Source organism: Streptomyces sp. NPDC001056 (assembly GCF_053598955.1).
The window spans coordinates 1-17946 of the sequence record NZ_JBSFLI010000052.1; the positions used below are offsets into that span (position 1 = coordinate 1).

The 17946-nt window shown below is 71.4% G+C and carries 15 protein-coding genes and 2 pseudogenes; 9 read left to right on the forward strand and 8 right to left on the reverse strand.

Annotation, left to right across the window (positions count from 1 at the left end; genetic code table 11):
• Positions 1-210, forward strand: a pseudogene (locus ACWDD7_RS35125) (MFS transporter); the annotation flags it as partial.
• A 206-nt stretch (positions 211-416) separates the two neighbouring features.
• On the opposite strand, the gene ACWDD7_RS35130 reads toward ACWDD7_RS35125, so the two are convergent.
• Genes ACWDD7_RS35130 through ACWDD7_RS35150 form a run of 5 tightly spaced genes read right to left on the reverse strand, consistent with a single transcriptional unit; the run spans position 417 to position 5732 of the window.
• Positions 417-1292 (reverse strand): carbohydrate ABC transporter permease, encoded by an 876-nt coding sequence (locus ACWDD7_RS35130; protein WP_450460385.1) that lies wholly within the window; start codon positions 1290-1292, stop codon positions 417-419.
• On the reverse strand, positions 1289-2245 hold the full coding sequence (locus ACWDD7_RS35135) for a carbohydrate ABC transporter permease (protein WP_450460386.1): 957 nt from the start codon (positions 2243-2245) through the stop codon (positions 1289-1291). Before ACWDD7_RS35135 ends, ACWDD7_RS35130 begins: the two co-directional genes overlap by 4 nt.
• The gene (locus ACWDD7_RS35140; RefSeq protein ID WP_450460388.1) at positions 2239-3555 is read right to left on the reverse strand and encodes an extracellular solute-binding protein; all 1317 of its coding nucleotides are present in this window, start codon (positions 3553-3555) and stop codon (positions 2239-2241) included. The genes ACWDD7_RS35135 and ACWDD7_RS35140 overlap by 7 nt, the downstream gene beginning before the upstream one ends.
• Entirely contained in the window at positions 3552-4529 is a 978-nt protein-coding gene (locus ACWDD7_RS35145; RefSeq protein ID WP_450460389.1) for a GNAT family N-acetyltransferase, read from the reverse strand. The genes ACWDD7_RS35140 and ACWDD7_RS35145 overlap by 4 nt, the downstream gene beginning before the upstream one ends.
• A gap of 30 nt (positions 4530-4559) precedes the next feature.
• Positions 4560-5732: an exo-beta-N-acetylmuramidase NamZ family protein gene (locus ACWDD7_RS35150; protein WP_450460390.1), complete on the reverse strand. Its 1173-nt coding sequence runs from the start codon at positions 5730-5732 to the stop codon at positions 4560-4562.
• A 211-nt stretch (positions 5733-5943) separates the two neighbouring features.
• Between ACWDD7_RS35150 and ACWDD7_RS35155 the strand changes: the two genes are divergently transcribed.
• Positions 5944-6468: a hypothetical protein gene (locus ACWDD7_RS35155; protein ID WP_450460391.1), complete on the forward strand. Its 525-nt coding sequence runs from the start codon at positions 5944-5946 to the stop codon at positions 6466-6468.
• A 275-nt stretch (positions 6469-6743) separates the two neighbouring features.
• Here the strand turns inward: ACWDD7_RS35155 and ACWDD7_RS35160 are convergent, their stop codons facing one another.
• A complete protein-coding gene (locus ACWDD7_RS35160) occupies positions 6744-7427 on the reverse strand; it encodes a glycerophosphodiester phosphodiesterase (protein ID WP_450460392.1) in 684 nt (227 codons plus the stop codon).
• A gap of 32 nt (positions 7428-7459) precedes the next feature.
• Positions 7460-8603 (reverse strand): annotated as a pseudogene (locus ACWDD7_RS35165) (adenosine deaminase).
• 380 nt (positions 8604-8983) lie between these two features.
• Here ACWDD7_RS35165 and ACWDD7_RS35170 point away from each other — a divergent pair.
• Positions 8984-9724, forward strand: a complete 741-nt coding sequence (locus ACWDD7_RS35170; protein ID WP_450460393.1) for a DUF4190 domain-containing protein — start codon at positions 8984-8986, stop codon at positions 9722-9724.
• A gap of 109 nt (positions 9725-9833) precedes the next feature.
• Here the strand turns inward: ACWDD7_RS35170 and ACWDD7_RS35175 are convergent, their stop codons facing one another.
• Entirely contained in the window at positions 9834-10391 is a 558-nt protein-coding gene (locus ACWDD7_RS35175; RefSeq protein WP_450460394.1) for an NADAR family protein, read from the reverse strand.
• 208 nt (positions 10392-10599) lie between these two features.
• On the opposite strand from ACWDD7_RS35175, the gene ACWDD7_RS35180 reads away from it, so the two are divergent.
• The 6 genes from ACWDD7_RS35180 to ACWDD7_RS35205 all read left to right on the forward strand — a co-directional run bounded on the left by ACWDD7_RS35180 (position 10600) and on the right by ACWDD7_RS35205 (position 17844).
• Entirely contained in the window at positions 10600-12135 is a 1536-nt protein-coding gene (locus tag ACWDD7_RS35180) for a gamma-aminobutyraldehyde dehydrogenase (RefSeq protein WP_450460395.1), read from the forward strand.
• 109 nt (positions 12136-12244) lie between these two features.
• A complete protein-coding gene (locus ACWDD7_RS35185) occupies positions 12245-13492 on the forward strand; it encodes a polyamine ABC transporter substrate-binding protein (RefSeq protein WP_450460396.1) in 1248 nt (415 codons plus the stop codon).
• An 8-nt stretch (positions 13493-13500) separates the two neighbouring features.
• Entirely contained in the window at positions 13501-14646 is a 1146-nt protein-coding gene (locus ACWDD7_RS35190) for an ABC transporter ATP-binding protein (protein WP_351875720.1), read from the forward strand.
• Positions 14646-15575 carry an ABC transporter permease gene (locus ACWDD7_RS35195; RefSeq protein WP_351875718.1) on the forward strand — a complete coding sequence of 310 codons (930 nt, stop codon included), beginning with the start codon at positions 14646-14648 and terminating at the stop codon, positions 15573-15575. The genes ACWDD7_RS35190 and ACWDD7_RS35195 overlap by 1 nt, the downstream gene beginning before the upstream one ends.
• Positions 15576-16376, forward strand: coding sequence for an ABC transporter permease (locus ACWDD7_RS35200; protein WP_351875715.1), 801 nt, complete (start codon positions 15576-15578; stop codon positions 16374-16376).
• 37 nt (positions 16377-16413) lie between these two features.
• Complete coding sequence (locus ACWDD7_RS35205) at positions 16414-17844, forward strand: NAD(P)/FAD-dependent oxidoreductase (protein ID WP_351875712.1); 1431 nt, start codon at positions 16414-16416, stop codon at positions 17842-17844.
• Positions 17845-17946 lie beyond the last annotated feature (102 nt).

The following is a 17946-nucleotide window of genomic DNA, read 5'->3' on the forward strand; positions in this document are numbered from 1 at the left end:
ATGGCCACCGGCCTCGCCACCATGAGCCAGCAGATCGGCATCACCATGGGCACCCCCGTCATGAGCGCCATCGCCACCGGCGCCATGGCGACGACGACCGTCACCGGCATCCTCGGCGGCATCCAGACCGCCGTCGCCGTCAACACCGCCCTCGTCCTCGCCACCGCCCTCACCAGCGCCCTCTTCCTCCGCGCCCCCGCCAAGGAGTGAGCCGCCCGCCGGAAGGCACGGCCCGCCGCCGGACCGGACCGCGGCGGGCCTTCCGCGGGGACGGCCTCGGGAGCCGGGCAGGGGGCGGGCGCGCCGGCGCCCGCCCCCTGCCCGTCGCCGAGCCGGAGATCCCCCGTGCCCCGGAAGGACGACGAGATCCTTCCGGACGGGGACGGCGGTCGTGCGCACGAGATCCCGCTGGGGGCTCACTTGAGGCCGCTGAGCATGACGCCCCGGATGTAGTGCTTCTGGAGCAGGAGGAAGAGGACGAGGACCGGGAGGATGCTCAGGACCAGCGCGGCCATGACGACGGGCATGGTGCGGGTCGGGTCGACGTAGTCCTGGAGGAGCTGGATGCCCACCGGGAGCGTCATCACGTCGGGGTCGGCGGTGGAGATCAGCAGGGCCCAGATGTACTCGTTCCAGGCGTCCACGAAGGTCAGCAGGGCGAGGGTGACCAGGGCCGGTTTGGTCTGCGGCAGGACGACGCGCCACCAGAGGGTGAACTCGCCCGCGCCGTCGAGGCGGGCGGCCTCCAGGATCTCGTCCGGGATGGAGATCATGAACTGGCGCGTCAGGAAGATCCCGAAACCGTTGACGAGGAACGGCATCGCGAGCGCCACGATGCTGACGGTCAGCCCCGCGCCCCCGCGCCCGAGCACGTCGTTGCCGCCCGCCAGCGGCCAGTGCACCAGGATCAGGAAGTGCGGGATGAAGAAGAGGAACGGCGGGAACATCATCGTCGCGAGCACCAGCCGGAAGACGAAGTCCCTTCCCCGGAAGCGGAGTTTGGCGAGCGCGTAACCGGCCAGGGACGACGTCAGCAGCACCGAGCCGGTGATCAGCGCCGTCGCGGTGACGCTGTTGCGGAACAGCAGCGGCAGATCCAACTGGTCGAGTGCCGCACGGTAGTTGGAGAAGTCGAACGCCTGCGGCAGAAAGCGGTACGGCAGTCTCCCGGACTCGCCCGGCCCCTTGAAGGACGTCATCACCATGTCGAGGAACGGCACCACCATGAGCACGGCGCCGGACACGACCAGGAGGTACGACACCCACGGGAACCGGTGACGGCGACGGATCACGCGTCCTCCCCCTTGCGCCGGAACACCCACAACTGCGCCAGCGTGATCACCAGCACCACCACGAACAGCACGAACGCCGCCGCACTCGCCGTCCCCCAGTCGCCGTACGAGAACGCCTGCCGGTACATCTCCAGCGCGGCCACCGTCGTCGCGTCGCCGGGACCGCCCTTGGTCATCACCGTGATCAGCGCGAACGACTGGAGCCCGGTGAGGAACTGGGTGACGCACACGAACAGCAGCGACGGCCGCAGCAAGGGCAGCGTGATCCTCAGGAACACCGTGACCGGCCCGGCGCCGTCCAGCGCGGCCGCCTCGTGGTACGACCGCGGGATCGACTTCAGCCCCGCCGTGAGGACGAGGATCGCCGACCCGGCCGACGCCCACGCCTGTACGACCACCACCGCGGGCAGCGCCGTGCGCGGGTCCTGGAGGAAGGCGACCGAACCGAGTCCGAGGGCGTTGAGCACGCCGTCGACCAGGCCGCCCGGCTCGTACATGTACTTCCAGACATTGCCGACGGCGACCACGGTCGTGACCATCGGCAGGAAGTACAGCGTCCGCCACAGCCCCTGGAACCGCAGCCGGTCGATGCAGGTGGCGACGAGCACCGAGCCCGCGAGCGCGATGACCACCGTCCCCAGGGCGAACAGCACGGTGTTGGTGAGGACCGGCGTGAGGAACGTCGAACCCGCCGCGAACAACCGGGTGAAGTTGCCGGTGCCGACCGGATGGATGTCCCCGAGGTCGAACCCGGCCCAGCGCGACATCGACAGCACCAGGGCGAAGCCGAGCGGCAGGACGAGGAAGACCGCGAAGAACAGCAGGGTCGGGGCCAGGAAGAGGTAGCCGACGACCGTCTGGCGGCGCCGGGCGCGGGCGGCGAGGACGGGTTCCGACGGCCGCGCGCGGGACGCCGGACGGTCGGCCCGCTCCGGCGCCAACGTGTTCACCATGGGCGCGCCACCTCCTGATCGACCTGCCGGCGCGTGGTGCGCAGCGCCTCCTCGACCGACTGCTGACCGGTCCACAGGGCCTCGATGTTGGTGCGCAGCAGCGTCTTCGCCCGCTGCGCGCCCGGCACGTTCGGCTCCGGCACCGCGTACGCCAGCGCGTCCAGGAACGGCCGCAGATTCGGATCGCCGCCCCTGCCGAGCAGCGCCCGCATGTCGTCCGCCCGCCCGGTGAGCGAGCCGACGGACACCTGGAGCGCGCTCATCCGGGTCACGCCTCTCGCACCCGACTTCTCCGCGTTGAGCCAGCGCAGGAACTCCCAGGCCTCGCGCGGGTGTTCGCTGGCCGTGTTGACCCCGAGCAGGAAGCCGGTCGAGAGCGTGGCGGGCCGGTCGCCCGCCCGGGGCACGGGCACGGGTACGACGCCGACGTCCCGGTAGTCCGCGCCCATCAGCGGCCTCAGGCTCCCGGTCCACCAGCCCGCGCTGATCACCATGGCCACCTGTCCGGAGGGGAACGCCTGGTAGACGTTGACGCCGGGCGCGCTCGCCCCGCCGGTGACCAGGCGGTGCTCCAGCTCGAACACCGATCGCCCGGCCGGCGAGTCGATCGCCGTGCCCCTGCCGTCCGCGGAGACGAAGGTGCCCCCGGCCGCGTTCAGCAGGGCGAGCGTCTGGCCGACGGTGGTGGAGTCGTCGTACACCGAGAGGCCGAACCCCTGGACCAGCGTGTTGCCGTACCGGTCCCGGCGGGTGGTGCGGTCCGCGGCCGTCTCCAACTCCGGCCAGGTACGCGGCGGTTCGCCGACTCCGGCCGCGCGCAGCAGCCGCGCGTTGTAGTAGAGGGCGTACGTTTGCGCCTCGGTGGGGTAGCCGTAGACGCGGCCCCCGACCGACGCGGCGCCGACCGCGGCCGCGCTGTAGCCGCGCCTGATCTCCTCGGCGTGTTCGGGCGGCGCGGGCCGCAGGACACCGGCCCGCACGAGCTGGCCGGTCCACAGGCAGTACGGCTGGATGATGTCGGCGCCCTGGCCCGCGGCCTGCCGGACCATGAAGGTGGTCAGCAGATCGGTGAACTCCACCGCCTTCGTGCGCACCTTGACCCGGTCGTGCGTGGCGTTCCACTCGTCCACCGGGTCCTGGAGGGCCTTCTTCAGCACCCCGCTGGAGTAGTGGGAGAGCAGGGTGAGGACGATCGGGTCCCCGGGGCGCCCGGTGCCCTGGCGCGGTGCGGCGCAGCCGGCGGTGAGCAGGGCGGAGGGGAGCGCGAGCGCGAAGTGCCGCCGGTTCAGGCCGCGCGCGGGCCGGGTCACCGGACGGCCTCCCGGCGCAGCACCCGGAACCGGCGGGTCGTGATGAAACCGGCCGTTCGGTAGAGGTGGCCCGCCGGAGACCTCTCGCCGGTCCACAGGAACCACGCCCCGTGCGCGCCGCACGCCCGCATCCGCTCCAGGACCAGGTGGAGGAGCACCTTGCCGAGCCCGGTGCCGCGCATCTCCTCCAGCACCCCGAACGGCCCGAACCGCTCGACCCTCGACTCGTACGCCCCGTGCATCGCCCAGCCCACCAGCCGCCCCGCGGGCTCCCGGGCGACCACGATCCGGTCCAGGGGCGTTCCGGTGGCCAGGCATTCCCGGATCGCGCGCGCCCAGTCCGGGTTGAAGCGGTTCCCGGCGAGCGCGATCAGCTCCACCAGGTCGTCGTCGGCCGGGGTGGTGAACCGGTAGCCCAGGCAGGCCAGTTCGTCCCGGCGCCGGGCGACGGCCTCCGGCAGGCGGTGGCCGACGAGGGAGCGGTCCATCGCCGCCGCCTCGTACAGCGTCCGGAAGCCGAGCGAGTCGAGGAGCCCCGCCGCCTCCGGGTAGGTCTCGGCGTCCAGTCCGGGAAGGAGGTAGTTCGGGGTGTACGAGGAGAAGTCCACGGTGGTACGGCCGTGCGCGCCCAGCCAGCCGAGGGCGTCGGTCAGCAGCCGGCGGCCGAGGCCCTGCCCGCGGGCGGCCGGGTCGACGAAGAAGAACGGGATCCAGCCCTGCTCCGGCTCCAGGTCGGTGCCGCTCATCGGGGTCAGCCGACGTACCGCGTAGGCGGCGCCGGCGAGGCGTCCGCCGGCGACCGCGACGCGCAGTCCCTCCGGGTCGAAGTTGGCGTCGAGCAGTACGAGGGAGCGGAAACGGTCCGGGGTGATCGGATCGGCGGGCGCGCTCCGGCACCAGGCGGCCACGAGCGGCGGTCCGTCTCCCGCCCTGAAGCCGCGAAGTTCCGTGCCCACGAACTGAGTTGATGTCATCGACGGGGGCGTCCTTCCCGGCGGGCCCGCTCAGGGGTACAGCAGTACGCCATCGCCCGCCCACGCGCCCGGCGGCGCGGGCGGGTCGCACAGCGGCAGCGGGTCCTCGCCCGCGTCGACGACGTGCCGGAGCCGGTCGGAGCCCCAGAGCAGGTCGATGAAGTACCCGCCGCCCTCCGCGGGGTGCCAGGCGAAGTCGTCCGGGTACAGCCGCCGCAGGGTGGCGAGCATGGCGACGGCGGTGCGCACGGGCCGGAACGCGGCGGGGTCGGTGACATGGAGCTGGACCCCGCGCAGCGGCTTTCCGGCGTGCTTGTGGAAGGTCGGGACATAGCGCAGATCACGGAAGTGCACTCCGGGCAGGGCGAGTTCGGCGAGCGAGGGCGCGAACCGGGCGTCGAGGTAGGGGGCGCCGACGATCTCGAAGGGCTGGGTGGTGCCACGGCCCTCGGACAGGTTGGTGCCCTCGAAGAGGCAGGTGCCGGGGTAGACGAGGGCGGTGGCGGGGGTCGGCATGTTCGGGGAGGGCGCGACCCAGGGCAGGCCGGTGGCCCCGGCGTCCATGGCGCGCCGCCAGCCCCGCGCTTCGATCACCGACAACTCGGCCGGGGAGCCCGCGCGTCGCGGCACGGCCTCGGCATTGAAGTACAGGGCGAGTTCGCCGGCGGTGAGGCCGTGCCGGACGGGGATCGGGACCCGTCCGACGAAGCTCGCCCACGCCGGATCGAGCAGTGGACCCTCACTGACGAGGCCGCCGAGGGGGTTCGGCCGGTCGGCGACCACGAACCGCACACCGGTACGGGCCGCGGAGACCATCAGGTCGAACATGGTCCAGACGTAGGTGTAGAACCTGGCCCCGACGTCCTGGAGGTCGTACACGAGGACGTCGACCCCGCTGGCGGCCAGCAGCTTGTCGAGGCGCTCCCCCTCGCGGCGGTACGTGTCGTACACCGGCAGCCCGGCTCCGGGCTCCGCGCCCCCGCCCTCCCCGGCCTGCCCGCTCCCGTCCACCCCGTGCTCCGGCCCGAACAACGCGACCAGCCGCACGCCCGCCGCCGCCAACGCGGGCGCGGCCGGCCGCAGATCGGGCAGCACCCCGGTGTGATTGCCGACCAGCCCGACCCGCCCGGCCCCGACGAGTCCCGGTGTCGCGCACAGCCGCGCGACCCCGGTCCGCACCGCGCCACGTCCGTCCGCGTTCATCCCTTGCCCGTCTGCCGGCGACCTCTCGAAACGGTGGTCCGAAATGTACAGGCATATGGGGGAGTAGGGCGTCATTGACGGGCGTTCGACGCCTCACGGGCCGTGTGTGCGTGGCTGCTTGCGGACGACCGGCGCCGCGGTGCCGACATGAAGGGCGGACACGGTACGGCGATGGGTTTTGAACGCGTTCAATTACGCGTACCCTCTTCGCATGAGCGACAGAGCCGCCCTTCTGAAGGGCATTCGCGGCTGGCTGGTCTTCTTCGTGGTGTGCCTCGTGCTCAGCGGGGCCACGGCCTTTCCGCTGGTGCATGAACTGCACTGGACCGAAAGCGTGTTGAGGGCGCTGGGGGTGCCGGAGCGGCTACCCGGGCTGATGGGATGGATCGGGCGGGTGCGGGACGGGCTCGACGCCGTGGACGAGAAGTACCCGTTCGTGCTGTACGGCACCGACTGGCTGGCGTTCGCCCACCTCGTCATCGCGGTCGCCTTCTACGGCCCCTACCGCGACCCGGTGCGCAACATCTGGGTGATCGAGTTCGGCATGATCGCCTGCGCCGGCATCATCCCGCTCGCCCTCGTCTGCGGCCCGGTCCGGGGCATCCCGTTCTGGTGGAGCCTGATCGACATGTCGTTCGGCGTCTTCGGGGTGATCCCGCTGTACGTCGTCCGCGAGAAGATCAAGCGTCTGGAAGCGCTGACCCGTTCCGACGCCCTTGCCGCCACGGCCGCTTGAGGGCCGCGAGCACGATCCGCCGGGTGACGGCGGTCACCGACTCGCCGTCGGCGTCCGTGGTGCCGATCTGGAAGGCGAGGGGCCGGGTCCCGCGCCGCGGCGCGGAGCCGGGCGTACGGGTCCGCCGCCCGGCCGCTCACGGGATCGCGCGCCCCGGCGCCGCCCCGCCGACGGCCGTCACGCCGCCGCCCCTGACCAGCGCGTACGTCGCGTCACCGGAGGGGAGCCCGCATGCGTCCCCGCACCCGCGCCGCCGCACTCACCGCGTCCGCCCCCTAGAGGGAGCGCAGGTCGTGCAGGACGTCGATGCGGTTCGTCGTGATCGAGTCGACGCCCAGCTCCAGCAGCCGGCGCAGCGAGCGCCGGGTGTCCGGCGTCCAGACGGAGACCAGCTGCCCGTCGCGGCGGACGCGGGCGATCAGGTCCCGGTCGACCAGGGGGAAGCGGTAGTTGAGCCAGCGGGGGGCGATCGCGGCCAGCAGCGCGGGGCGGGGCGGGGCCAGCGTCGTCCAGGTGAGGGCGATCTCCGCGCGGGGGTCGGCGGCGCGCACCGTGAGCATCGCCTCCGCGCCCGCGCTGTAGTACACCCGGTCCCCGGCGCCGATCTGCCGGACCACGTCCAGGATGCGTTCCATCGTCCGCCGGGTCACCTGCCCGCACAGGTCCACCATCACCCGGCTGTCCCCCGTCGCCGCCAGCGCCTGCGCGAGCGTCGGCACCCGGCCGCCGGTGAGCCCGCGCACCTCCTCGGCGGACAGCGCGCTCAGCGGCCGTTCGACCCCCCACAGCCGTTCGAGCGTGTCGTCGTGCAGCAGCACGGGCACGCCGTCGCGGGTGAGCCGTACGTCGAGCTCGACCGCGTCCGCGCCCCGGTCGAGCGCGGAACGCAGCGAGTCGAGGGTGTTCTCGCGGAAGCGGTAGGGGTCGCCGCGGTGGGCCACGGCGGTCACGGTCTGCATGGCCCCCATTGTGGTGCCCCTCGCGGTGCGGCTCAGCCGGCCAGTCGGCCGGCGGTGTACGTGTCGATCTCCGCCGTGATCCGCGCCTTGCCCGCCGGGTCCAGGAAGGACGCCTCCACGGCGTTCTTGGCGAGGTCCGCGATGCCGCGCTCGTCCAGGTCGAGAAGGCGGGCGGCCACCGCGTACTCGTTGTTGAGGTCGGTGCCGAACATCGGCGGGTCGTCGGAGTTGATCGTGATCAGCACCCCGGCCCGCGCGAACTCCTTGATCGGGTGCTCGTCCAGGGTGCGGACCGCGCGGGTGGCGATGTTGGAGGTCGGGCAGACCTCCAGCGGGATGCGCCGTTCGGCGAGATGCGCGAGCAGCGCCGGGTCCTGCGCGGAACTGGTGCCGTGCCCGATGCGTTCGGCGCCCAGCTCGTTGAGGGCGTCCCACACCGACTGCGGCCCTGTGGTCTCGCCGGAGTGCGGCACCGAGTGCAGGCCGGCCGCCATGGCCTGGTCGAAGAACGGCTTGAACTGCGGGCGCGGCACGCCGATCTCGGGCCCGCCGAGCCCGAACGACACCAGGCCCTCCGGGCGGATCCGGTCGTCGGTGGCGAGCCGTACGGTCTCCTCCGCGGACCGCAGGCCGGCCTCCCCGGGGATGTCGAAGCACCAGCGCAGTACGGTGCCGAACTCGGCCTCGGCGCACTTGCGGGCGTCCTCGATCGCGGCCATGAAGGCGTGCTCGTCGATGCCGCGCCGGGTGGAGGAGAACGGGGTGAGGGTCAGCTCGGCGTAGCGCACCTGCTGGCGGGCCAGGTCGCGGGCCACCTCGTAGGTGAGCAGCCGGACGTCCTCCGGGGTGCGGATCAGGTCGACCACCGACAGATACACGTCGATGAAGTGTGCGAAGTCGGTGAAGGTGAAGTACTCGGCGAGGGCCTCGGGGTCGGTGGGCACCTTGGAGTCGCGGTGGCGCGCGGCCAGCTCGGAGACGATCCGGGGGGAGGCGGAGCCCACGTGGTGGACGTGCAGTTCGGCCTTGGGCAGTCCGGCGATGAAGGAGCGCAGGTCGCGGTCGGCTGTGCCGGCGGCGGGTACGGAACTGTCGTTCAAGGGGTCCTCCCCAGGCAGGGCGCCGACGGGCCCTCGGGGGCGCGGCGCGGGTGATCGGCTGATCGTCACAGGCCATCGTAGGCGGCGGGAACGACGGAGGAGGCGAGGGGAGCGGCCGGGCGGGCGGGGCCTTCGGGGCGCGTCGATCCTGGGCGGGAAGGGCGGGAAGGGCGGGAAGGGCGGGAGGGCGGGAAAGAGGGACGCGGAGTGAAGGATCGGTGTCGTCGGGGTGGGCGAGGCACCGGGGGCGGCGGGCTCTGGTGGTGCGGGGCGGGGGAGGGGGGCGGCTGAGGTGCCTGGGTGGTGCGGGAGAGGGAGGGGCGGCCGGGGCGCTGGTGTGCGGGGGCGGCCGTGGCGGGGTCCGGTGGCGGGGTGGCGGGGCGGCGGGACCGGCCGGTCGGGGTGGGGCGGGAAGGCCGTAGCATGGCGGGACGAACGACCGAGGGGGAAGTACGCGTGTCAGACGGAACGCACTTGAGTGGGGCGGCCGACGGTGGCCACGACCCGTGGGCGCCGCCCGAGCAGCGGCTGTCGCTGGACAAGAACCAGCCCACCGCAGCGGGTGCGGGACAGCCCCCGGTCCAGCCGCCGTCCGTGCACGACCAGGCCACCGTGACCGACCTGCCGACCGGCGGGTTCGCCCAGCCCAACTTCGCCCCGCCCGCCGGCGGCACCCCGAGCTTCGGCGCGCCGACCCCGGCCCCACCCGCCTTCGGCGCACCCGGCACGGGTGACCCGGTGCCGCCCCCGCCGATCGCGCCCACCGGGCCCGGCGTGCCCCCGGCGTCCGCGCCGCCCGTCGGCGGGTACGGCTACCCCGGCTACCCGGCGGCAGCCGGCTACGGCTGGACCGGCGTGCCCATGGCCCCGCAGAACGGCATGGGCACCGCCGCGATGGTGCTCGGCATCCTGTCCATCTGCCTGTTCTGCCTGTACGGCATCGCCTCCCTGATCCTGGGCATCCTCGCGGTGGTCTTCGGCGTCAAGGGCCGGCGCCGGGCCGAGCGCGGCGAGGCGACGAACCACGGGCAGGCCCAGGCCGGCCTGATCATGGGCGTCATCGGGATCATCGTCGGCGTCGCCGTGATGGTGCTGCTCGCGATCGGCATCACCGCCGCGATCAACGACGACTCGACCAACGACGACCCGTACTACGGCTCCCTCCACTCCGTCTCGTCGGTGGTGGCGGAGCGCTGATCTCACCTCCCCGGGGCCTCGCAGTTCGGGCCCCACTCCCTCTCCGGGGCGGACGCTCCGATCCATGCCCGCCGGACCGCAGGATGCGGCCCGGCGGGCATCGCCGTACCTAACCCCCCGCCAGTTCCGCCCGCGCGGCCATCAGCGCGAAGCCCAGCAGGTTCAGCCCCCGCCACCGCTCCGGGTCGCCCGCCGCCTCGTCGTCCGCCGTGAGGCCGATGCCCCACACCCGGTCCACCGGGCTCGCTTCGACCAGCACCCGCTCACCCGTGCCCAGCAGATACGCGCGCAGCGCCTCGTCCGCGGCGAACTTGTGGACGCTGCCCTCGACCACGATCCGGAACCGCTCCCGCGCCCATATCGCCTCGTCGAAGTCGCGGACCAGGCGCCCCGCCTTCTTGGCCTGCGCGGGATGCGCCGCGGCGAGGACGCCGCGCTCGGCCTCGGCGTCGCCGAACAGCCGGGCCTTGGCCGCCATCATCCAGTGCTCCGCCGTCGCGTACCGGACGCCCCCGATCACGAAGGGTGAGGGCCACCACTGGCTCAGACAGCTCGCGCCGATGCCGCCGTCCGGCCGGGGCCGGTGGCCCCAGAAGTGCAGATATCTGATCCGGGACCCCGCCCGGACCTCGCTGACCAGGGATTCCAGGTCATTGATCGTCCCCATGCACGCGAGTCTGGCACGCACCACTGACACTCCGTCCGCCTTTTCCGCGCCCGACTCGACACCTGGTCGACAGATTCCGTCGCGTAACCAAAAGGCAACAACGGAATCACTTGTTGGAGGCTAATAGCTCTGTCAGGATCGGCACTCAAATCGAGCTGGAGCTACGCCACCCGCCCCTGGGAAGGGGCAATCGGCGGAGGAGAGCGACATGCACAACCCGAGCACCGCCACCCCGGAACGATTTCCCGCAGCGGACCGTTTCGCACAGGGCGCGCAATTCATCGCGGGCCGCTCGGCCCAGGGCACCTCGGGGCGCACCCACGCCGTGGTCGACCCGGCCACCGGCGCCGAGGTGTACACCTACGAGCTGGCCGGCGCCGACGACGTCGACGCGGCCGTCGCCGCCGCGCGCGAGGCATTCCCGGGCTGGGCCTCGGCCACCCCGGGCGAGCGCTCGGACGCCCTGCACCGCTTCGCCGCCGTGCTCGCCGACCGCGCCGAGGACCTCGCCCGCGCGGAGTCGCTCCAGTGCGGCAAACCGCTCAAGCTCAGCCGTGAGTTCGACGTCCCCGGGACCATCGACAACACCGCCTTCTTCGCGGGCGCCGCACGGCACCTTCAGGGGCAGTCCGCCGGCGAGTACTCCGGCGACCACACGTCGTACGTCCGGCGCGAGCCGATCGGTGTCGTCGGGTCGATCGCGCCCTGGAACTACCCGCTCCAGATGGCCGCATGGAAGGTGCTCCCGGCGATCGCCGCGGGCAACACCATCGTGCTGAAGCCCGCCGAGCTGACCCCGCTGACCTCGCTCCTCTTCGCCGAGGCCGCGACCGCCGCGGGCATCCCGGACGGCGTGATCAACATCGTCACCGGCAGCGGCAAGGAGGCCGGTGAGCACCTGGTCGGGCACCCCGACGTCGCCATGACCTCGTTCACCGGCTCCACCGGCGTCGGCAAGCGCGTCGCCGAGGTCGCCACCTCGACCGTCAAACGGCTCCACCTGGAGCTGGGCGGCAAGGCCCCGTTCGTCGTGTTCGACGACGCCGATCTGGACGCCGCCGTCAACGGGGCCGTGGCCGGCGCGCTCATCAACACCGGCCAGGACTGCACCGCCGCCACCCGCGCCTATGTCCAACGGCCGCTGTACGAGGCGTTCGTGGAGCGCACCGCCGCCCTGATGGAGACCGTGCGGCTCGGTGACCCGTTCGCCCCCGGCACCGACCTCGGGCCGCTGATCTCGCACGCCCAGCGCGACCGCGTCGCCGGCTTCGTGGACCGCGCCCGCTCCTACGCCCGCGTGGTCACCGGCGGCGAAGCCCCCGGCGGCGACCTGGCCGACGGCGCCTACTACCGGCCCACCCTCATCGCCGACGCCGCCCAGGACAGCGAGATCGTCCAGTCGGAGATCTTCGGCCCCGTCCTCGTCGTCCTCCCCTTCGACACCGACGACGAGGGCATCCGGCTCGCGAACGACACCCCGTACGGCCTCGCCGCCTCCGCCTGGAGCGGCAGCGTCTACCGGGCCAACCGCGCCACCCGTGACATCAAGGCGGGCTGCGTCTGGATCAACGACCACATCCCGATCATCAGCGAGATGCCGCACGGCGGCTACAAGGCCTCCGGCTTCGGCAAGGACATGTCGGTGTACTCATTCGAGGAGTACACGCAGGTCAAGCACGTAATGTTCGACAACACGGCGGCGGTCCGCAAGGACTGGCACCGCACGATCTTCGGGGCCCGGTAGGAATCGCCCCCCGGCCGCGGGACCCCCGCCCGCGGTCCGTTTCCCACCGGGCACGACGCCCCGGCCCTCGACCGGGCATCCCCTCCCCTCCCGAAAGGCCATGACGCGCATGGAGAGTTACGAGTCCGACCGCCTGACACCGGTCGAATCGGCCGCCGTACGCCGCAGTTACCGCAGCGGCAGGGCCGCGCTGACCCGCCGTTCGCTGCTGCGCGCCTCCGCCGGGGGCGCGCTCGCGGTCGGCGGACTCGGGACGCTGGGCGCCTGCGGCATCCCCGCCGCGAACAAGACCCAGGGCGGCGTGTCGGCCGACGACCACTCGGCCACGGAGAAGGTCGTGAACTTCTCCAACTGGCCCGAATACATCGACGTCGACGACAAGGGCAAGCGCCACCCCACCCTCGACGCGTTCGGCAAACAGACCGGCATCCGGGTCAAATACACCGAGGACATCAACGACAACGACGAGTTCTTCGGCAAGATCCAGCCGGAACTCGCCGCGGGCCAGGACACCGGCCGCGACCTGATCGTCCTGACCGACTGGCTGGCCGCCCGCATGATCCGGCTCGGCTACGTCCAGAAGCTGGACCCGGCCAACCTGCCGCACGCCTTCGCCAACCTCTCGGACCAGTTCCGCGCCCCCGACTGGGACCCGGGCCGCGCCTACTCCTACCCCTGGCAGGGCATCTCCACGGTCATCGCCTTCAACAAGAAGGCCCTCGACGGCGTCGAGGTGAAGTCGGTCTCCGACCTCCTCGACAACCCCAAGCTCAAGGGCCGTGTCGGCTTCCTGACGGAGATGCGCGACAGCGTCGGCATGACCCTGCTCGACCTCGGCAAGGACCCCGCCAAGGTCACCGCCGACGACTACGACGCGGCCATCGCCCGGCTCCAGAAGGGCGTCGACAAGGGCCAGATCCGCCGCTTCACCGGCAACGACTACACCTCCGACCTGGCCAAGGGCGACCTCGCCGCCTGTGTCGCCTGGGGCGGCGACATCGTCCAGCTCCAGGCGGACAACCCGAACGTGGGCTACGTCATCCCGGACAGCGGCTACATGACGTCGACCGACAACCTGCTGATCCCCAACAAGGCGCGCCACAAGACGAACGCGGAACGGCTCATCGACTACTACTACGAGCCCGAGCCCGCCGCCGAACTCGCCGCCTACATCAACTATGTGAGCCCCGTCGCGGGAGTGGCCCCGTACCTGGCCAGAATCGACAAGTCGGCGGCGAGCAACCCGCTGATCCTTCCCGACAAGGCCATGCAGGCGAAGTCCCACGCCTTCCGCGCGCTGACGCAGAAGGAAGAGACCGCCTACCAGCAGAAGTTCTCCAAGCTCACAGGGGCGTGACGACCACGATGACGACAGACAACAGCGGCGACGTCCGCCTCTCCGGTATCGGCAAGACCTACGGCGCCTTCACCGCCGTTCACCCGCTGGACCTGACCGTCCCCCAGGGCTCCTTCTTCGCCCTGCTCGGCGCCTCCGGCTGCGGCAAGACCACCACCCTGCGCATGATCGCCGGCCTGGAGGAGCCGACCAGCGGCACCGTGCACCTCGGCGACCAGGACGTCACCCACCTGCCGCCGTACAAGAGGCCGGTGAACACGGTCTTCCAGTCCTACGCCCTCTTCCCGCACCTCGACATCTTCGAGAACGTCGCCTTCGGTCTGCGCCGGCGCGGCATCAAGAGCGTCAAGAAGCAGGTCGAGGAGATGCTGGACCTCGTCCAGCTCGGCGAGCAGGCACGCAAGAAGCCGCACCAGCTCTCCGGCGGCCAGCAGCAGCGCGTCGCCGTGGCCCGCGCGCTGATCAACCACCCCAAGGTGCTGCTGCTCGACGAGCCGCTCGGCGCCCTCGACCTCAAGCTGCGCCGCCAGATGCAACTGGAGCTCAAGCGCATCCAGACCGAGGTCGGGATCACCTTCATCCACGTCACGCACGACCAGGAGGAGGCCATGACCATGGCCGACACGGTCGCCGTGATGAACGGCGGCCGCGTCGAGCAACTCGGCTCGCCCACCGACCTGTACGAGAACCCGGGGACCACCTTCGTCGCCAACTTCCTCGGCACCTCCAACCTGATCGAGGCCGAGGTCGACGCCAAGAGCGGCGACGACATCGTGCTCAGGGCCGGCGGCGACAAACTGGTGCTGCCCGCCGCGCGATGCAGCGCGCCCGCCCCGGCCGGCGGCAAGGTGCTGGTCGGCATACGCCCCGAGAAGATCTCGCTCGCCCACGCCGACGACGCGGGCGCCATCCCCGAGGGCCGCAACCGCCTCGCGGGCAAGATCGTCGACGCCAGTTTCATCGGCGTCTCCACGCAGTACGTCGTCGAAAGCCGCGCCTGCGCCGAACTCTCGGTCTACGTCCAGAACGTCGAGCGGGACGCCCGCCTGGTCCCCGGTGCCGATGTCGTCCTCCACTGGAGCCCGGCGCACACCTTCGGCCTGGACGCGGCCCAGGACATCGACGCGGGCACCGAGGAAGAGGTCGCCGCCTGATGTCGACGCTCACCGAGGCGCCCCCGCCGCTCGCCCCCGCCGAACCGGCGGCCAAGCCCCCGCGGGCGCGCGGCCGGTTCACCCCCTACTGGCTGCTGCTGCCCGGCATCCTGTGGCTGGTCGTCTTCTTCGCGCTGCCCCTGGTCTACCAGGCATCCACGTCCGTGCAGACGGGTTCCCTGGAGCAGGGCTACAAGGTCACCTGGCACTTCGCGACCTACTGGGACGCGCTGTCCGAGTACTGGCCGCAGTTCGTGCGCTCCCTGTGCTATGCGGCCGGCGCCACCGTGCTGTGCCTGCTGCTCGGCTATCCGCTGGCCTACCTGATCGCCTTCCGCGCGGGACGCTGGCGCAACCTGATCATGATCCTGGTGATCGCGCCGTTCTTCACCAGCTTCCTGATCCGCACCCTGGCCTGGAAGACGATCCTCGCCGACAACGGCGTCGTGGTGCACACGCTGGGCTCGCTGCACATCCTCGATCTCACCAACTGGCTCGGCTGGACGGCCGGCGACCGGGTGCTGGCCACCCCGCTCGCGGTGGTGTGCGGGCTGACGTACAACTTCCTGCCGTTCATGATCCTGCCGCTGTACACCTCGCTGGAGCGGATCGACGGACGGCTGCACGAGGCGGCCGGCGATCTGTACGCCAAGCCGTGGACCACCTTCCGCAAGGTGACCTTCCCGCTGTCGATGCCCGGCGTGGTCTCCGGCACGCTCCTGACCTTCATCCCGGCGGCCGGTGACTACGTCAACTCCGAACTCCTCGGCTCGACCGACACCCGCATGATCGGCAACGTGATCCAGACGCAGTTCCTGCGGATCCTGGACTATCCGACGGCGGCGGCCCTCTCCTTCATCCTCATGGCCGCGATCCTGGCCATGGTGACGATCTACATCCGCCGGTCCGGGACGGAGGACCTGGTCTAAATGCCCGTCGTCAACTGGCTCAAGCGCCATCTCGTCGTCATCGCGGGAGCCTTCACCCTCGCGTATCTGCTGCTGCCGAACGTCATCGTCACGGTGTTCTCCTTCAACAAACCGAGGGGGCGCTTCAACTACCAGTGGCAGCAGTTCTCGCTGGACGCCTGGAAGCAGCCGTGCGGTGTCGCCGACATGTGCAACTCGCTGTCGATCAGCCTCCAGATCGCCGTCTGGGCGACGCTGGGCGCCACCGTGCTCGGCACGATGATCTCCTTCGCGCTGGTCCGCTACCGCTTCCGCGCCCGCGGCGCCATCAACTCGCTGATCTTCCTGCCGATGGCGATGCCCGAGGTCGTCATGGCCGCCTCGCTGCTCACCCTGTTCCTCAACATGGGCGCGCAGCTCGGCTTCTGGACGATCCTGATCGCCCACATCATGTTCTGTCTCAGCTTCGTCGTCACCGCGGTCAAGGCCCGTGTGATGTCGATGGACCCGCGCCTGGAGGAGGCCGCCCGGGACCTGTACGCCGGGCCCGTGCAGACCTTCCTGCGGGTCACCCTGCCGATCGCGGCACCCGGGATCGCCGCGGGCGCGCTGCTGTCCTTCGCGCTGTCCTTCGACGATTTCATCATCACCAATTTCAATGCCGGCTCGACCGTCACCTTCCCCATGTTCGTGTGGGGCTCGGCGCAGCGCGGAACGCCCGTTCAGATCAATGTGATCGGTACGGCCATGTTCCTTCTCGCCGTGGTGCTGGTCCTGGTGTCGATGCTGATCAACAATCGCCGTAACAGTCAAAAGGCGTAAAGCCGAAAAACGCAAAGCTCTGTAGGGAGTTGAAATCATGGCCCCAAGCGCCATGAGCCGTGGCCGAGACAACTGGATCGCCTCTCTCTCCGAAGCCCAGCCGGTCCCGTACTGGCTGGAAGACCCCGGCAAGCCGGGGCCCGAGCCCGCCCTCACCGGGGCCGAGACCTGCGACCTGCTGGTCGTCGGCGGTGGCTACAGCGGGCTGTGGACCGCGCTCAACGCCAAGGAGCGCGATCCACGGCGGGATGTGGTCCTGCTGGAGGGCCGCGAGGTGGGCTGGGCCGCCTCCGGCCGCAACGGCGGCTTCTGCGCCGCCTCCCTCACCCACGGCCTGCCCAACGGGCTGACCCGCTGGCCCGACGAGATCCACGAGCTGGAGAGGCTGGGCCGGCGCAACCTGGACGAGATCGAGGCGGCCGTCGCCCGGCACGGCATCGACTGCGAGTTCGAGCGCACCGGCGAGATCGACGTGGCCACCGAGACCTACCAGGCCCGGGAGCTGCGCGACTGGCACCGGGAACTCCGGGAGCAGGGCCTCGCCGACGGGATCGACTTCCTGGACGAGGAGGCCGTGCGCGCCCAGGTGAACTCGCCGACCTTCAAGGCGGGTCTGTGGGACCGCCGGGGCGTGGCCATGCTGCACCCGGCGAAGCTCGCCTGGGGCCTGAAGCAGGCGTGCCTCCGGCTCGGTGTGCGGGTGTACGAGCACACGCCCGCGCTCACCCTCAGGCAGTACGGCGCCGGGATGGCCGTCCGCACCCCGTACGGCGCCGTGCGCGCCCGCAAGGTCGCGCTCGGCACCAACATCTTCCCGAGCCTGCTGCGCCGCGTGCGCTCGTACACCGTCCCGGTCTACGACTACGCGCTGATGACCGAGCCCCTCAGCGACGAGCGGCTCGCGGAGATCGGCTGGCGGGGCCGGCAGGGGCTCGGCGACAGCGCCAACCAGTTCCACTACTTCCGGCTGTCCGCCGACAACCGGATCCTGTGGGGCGGTTACGACGCCATCCACCACTACGGCGGCCGGGTCCGCGCGGAGTACGACGACCGCCCCGAGACCTACGCCAAGCTCGCGGGGCACTTCTTCACCTGCTTCCCGCAGCTGGAGGGCGTCCGCTTCACCCACGCCTGGGGCGGCGCGATCGACACCTGCTCCCGCTTCTCGGCGTTCTTCGGCACCGCCCACCAGGACAAGGTGGCGTACGCGGCGGGCTTCACCGGCCTCGGTGTCGGCGCCACCCGCTTCGGCGCGGACGTGATGCTCGACCTGCTGGACGGGGAGCGCACCGAGCGCACCGAGCTGGAGATGGTGCGCAAGCGGCCGTTGCCGTTCCCGCCCGAGCCGTTCGCCTGGACCGGCATCGCGCTCACCAAGTGGTCGCTGGCCCGCGCGGACGCCCACGGCGGACGCCGGAACCTGTGGCTGCGCACGATGGACAAGCTGGGCCTGGGTTTCGACAGCTAGTTCGTGTGACTCAGGTCACTTCGCGGGGGCCGTGGAACCCGCGTAATGCTCCCGGACGGCCTCCCTCTCTCCTGCCGAGGCGACGCGACCGCGTCGCTCACC

What these genes read in the sequence shown, in the direction of transcription:
- ACWDD7_RS35145 (WP_450460389.1), bottom strand. Translation starts at nt 4,529, where the DNA reads ATGACATCAACTCAGTTCGTGGGCACGGAACTTCGCGGCTTCAGGGCG.
- ACWDD7_RS35160 (WP_450460392.1), bottom strand. Translation starts at nt 7,427, where the DNA reads ATGCAGACCGTGACCGCCGTGGCCCACCGCGGCGACCCCTACCGCTTC.
- ACWDD7_RS35175 (WP_450460394.1), bottom strand. Translation starts at nt 10,391, where the DNA reads ATGGGGACGATCAATGACCTGGAATCCCTGGTCAGCGAGGTCCGGGCG.
- ACWDD7_RS35135 (WP_450460386.1), bottom strand. Translation starts at nt 2,245, where the DNA reads ATGGTGAACACGTTGGCGCCGGAGCGGGCCGACCGTCCGGCGTCCCGC.
- ACWDD7_RS35195 (WP_351875718.1), top strand. Translation starts at nt 14,646, where the DNA reads ATGTCGACGCTCACCGAGGCGCCCCCGCCGCTCGCCCCCGCCGAACCG.
- ACWDD7_RS35205 (WP_351875712.1), top strand. Translation starts at nt 16,414, where the DNA reads ATGGCCCCAAGCGCCATGAGCCGTGGCCGAGACAACTGGATCGCCTCT.
- ACWDD7_RS35200 (WP_351875715.1), top strand. Translation starts at nt 15,576, where the DNA reads ATGCCCGTCGTCAACTGGCTCAAGCGCCATCTCGTCGTCATCGCGGGA.
- ACWDD7_RS35150 (WP_450460390.1), bottom strand. Translation starts at nt 5,732, where the DNA reads ATGAACGCGGACGGACGTGGCGCGGTGCGGACCGGGGTCGCGCGGCTG.
- ACWDD7_RS35155 (WP_450460391.1), top strand. Translation starts at nt 5,944, where the DNA reads ATGAGCGACAGAGCCGCCCTTCTGAAGGGCATTCGCGGCTGGCTGGTC.
- ACWDD7_RS35185 (WP_450460396.1), top strand. Translation starts at nt 12,245, where the DNA reads ATGGAGAGTTACGAGTCCGACCGCCTGACACCGGTCGAATCGGCCGCC.
- ACWDD7_RS35180 (WP_450460395.1), top strand. Translation starts at nt 10,600, where the DNA reads ATGCACAACCCGAGCACCGCCACCCCGGAACGATTTCCCGCAGCGGAC.
- ACWDD7_RS35190 (WP_351875720.1), top strand. Translation starts at nt 13,501, where the DNA reads ATGACGACAGACAACAGCGGCGACGTCCGCCTCTCCGGTATCGGCAAG.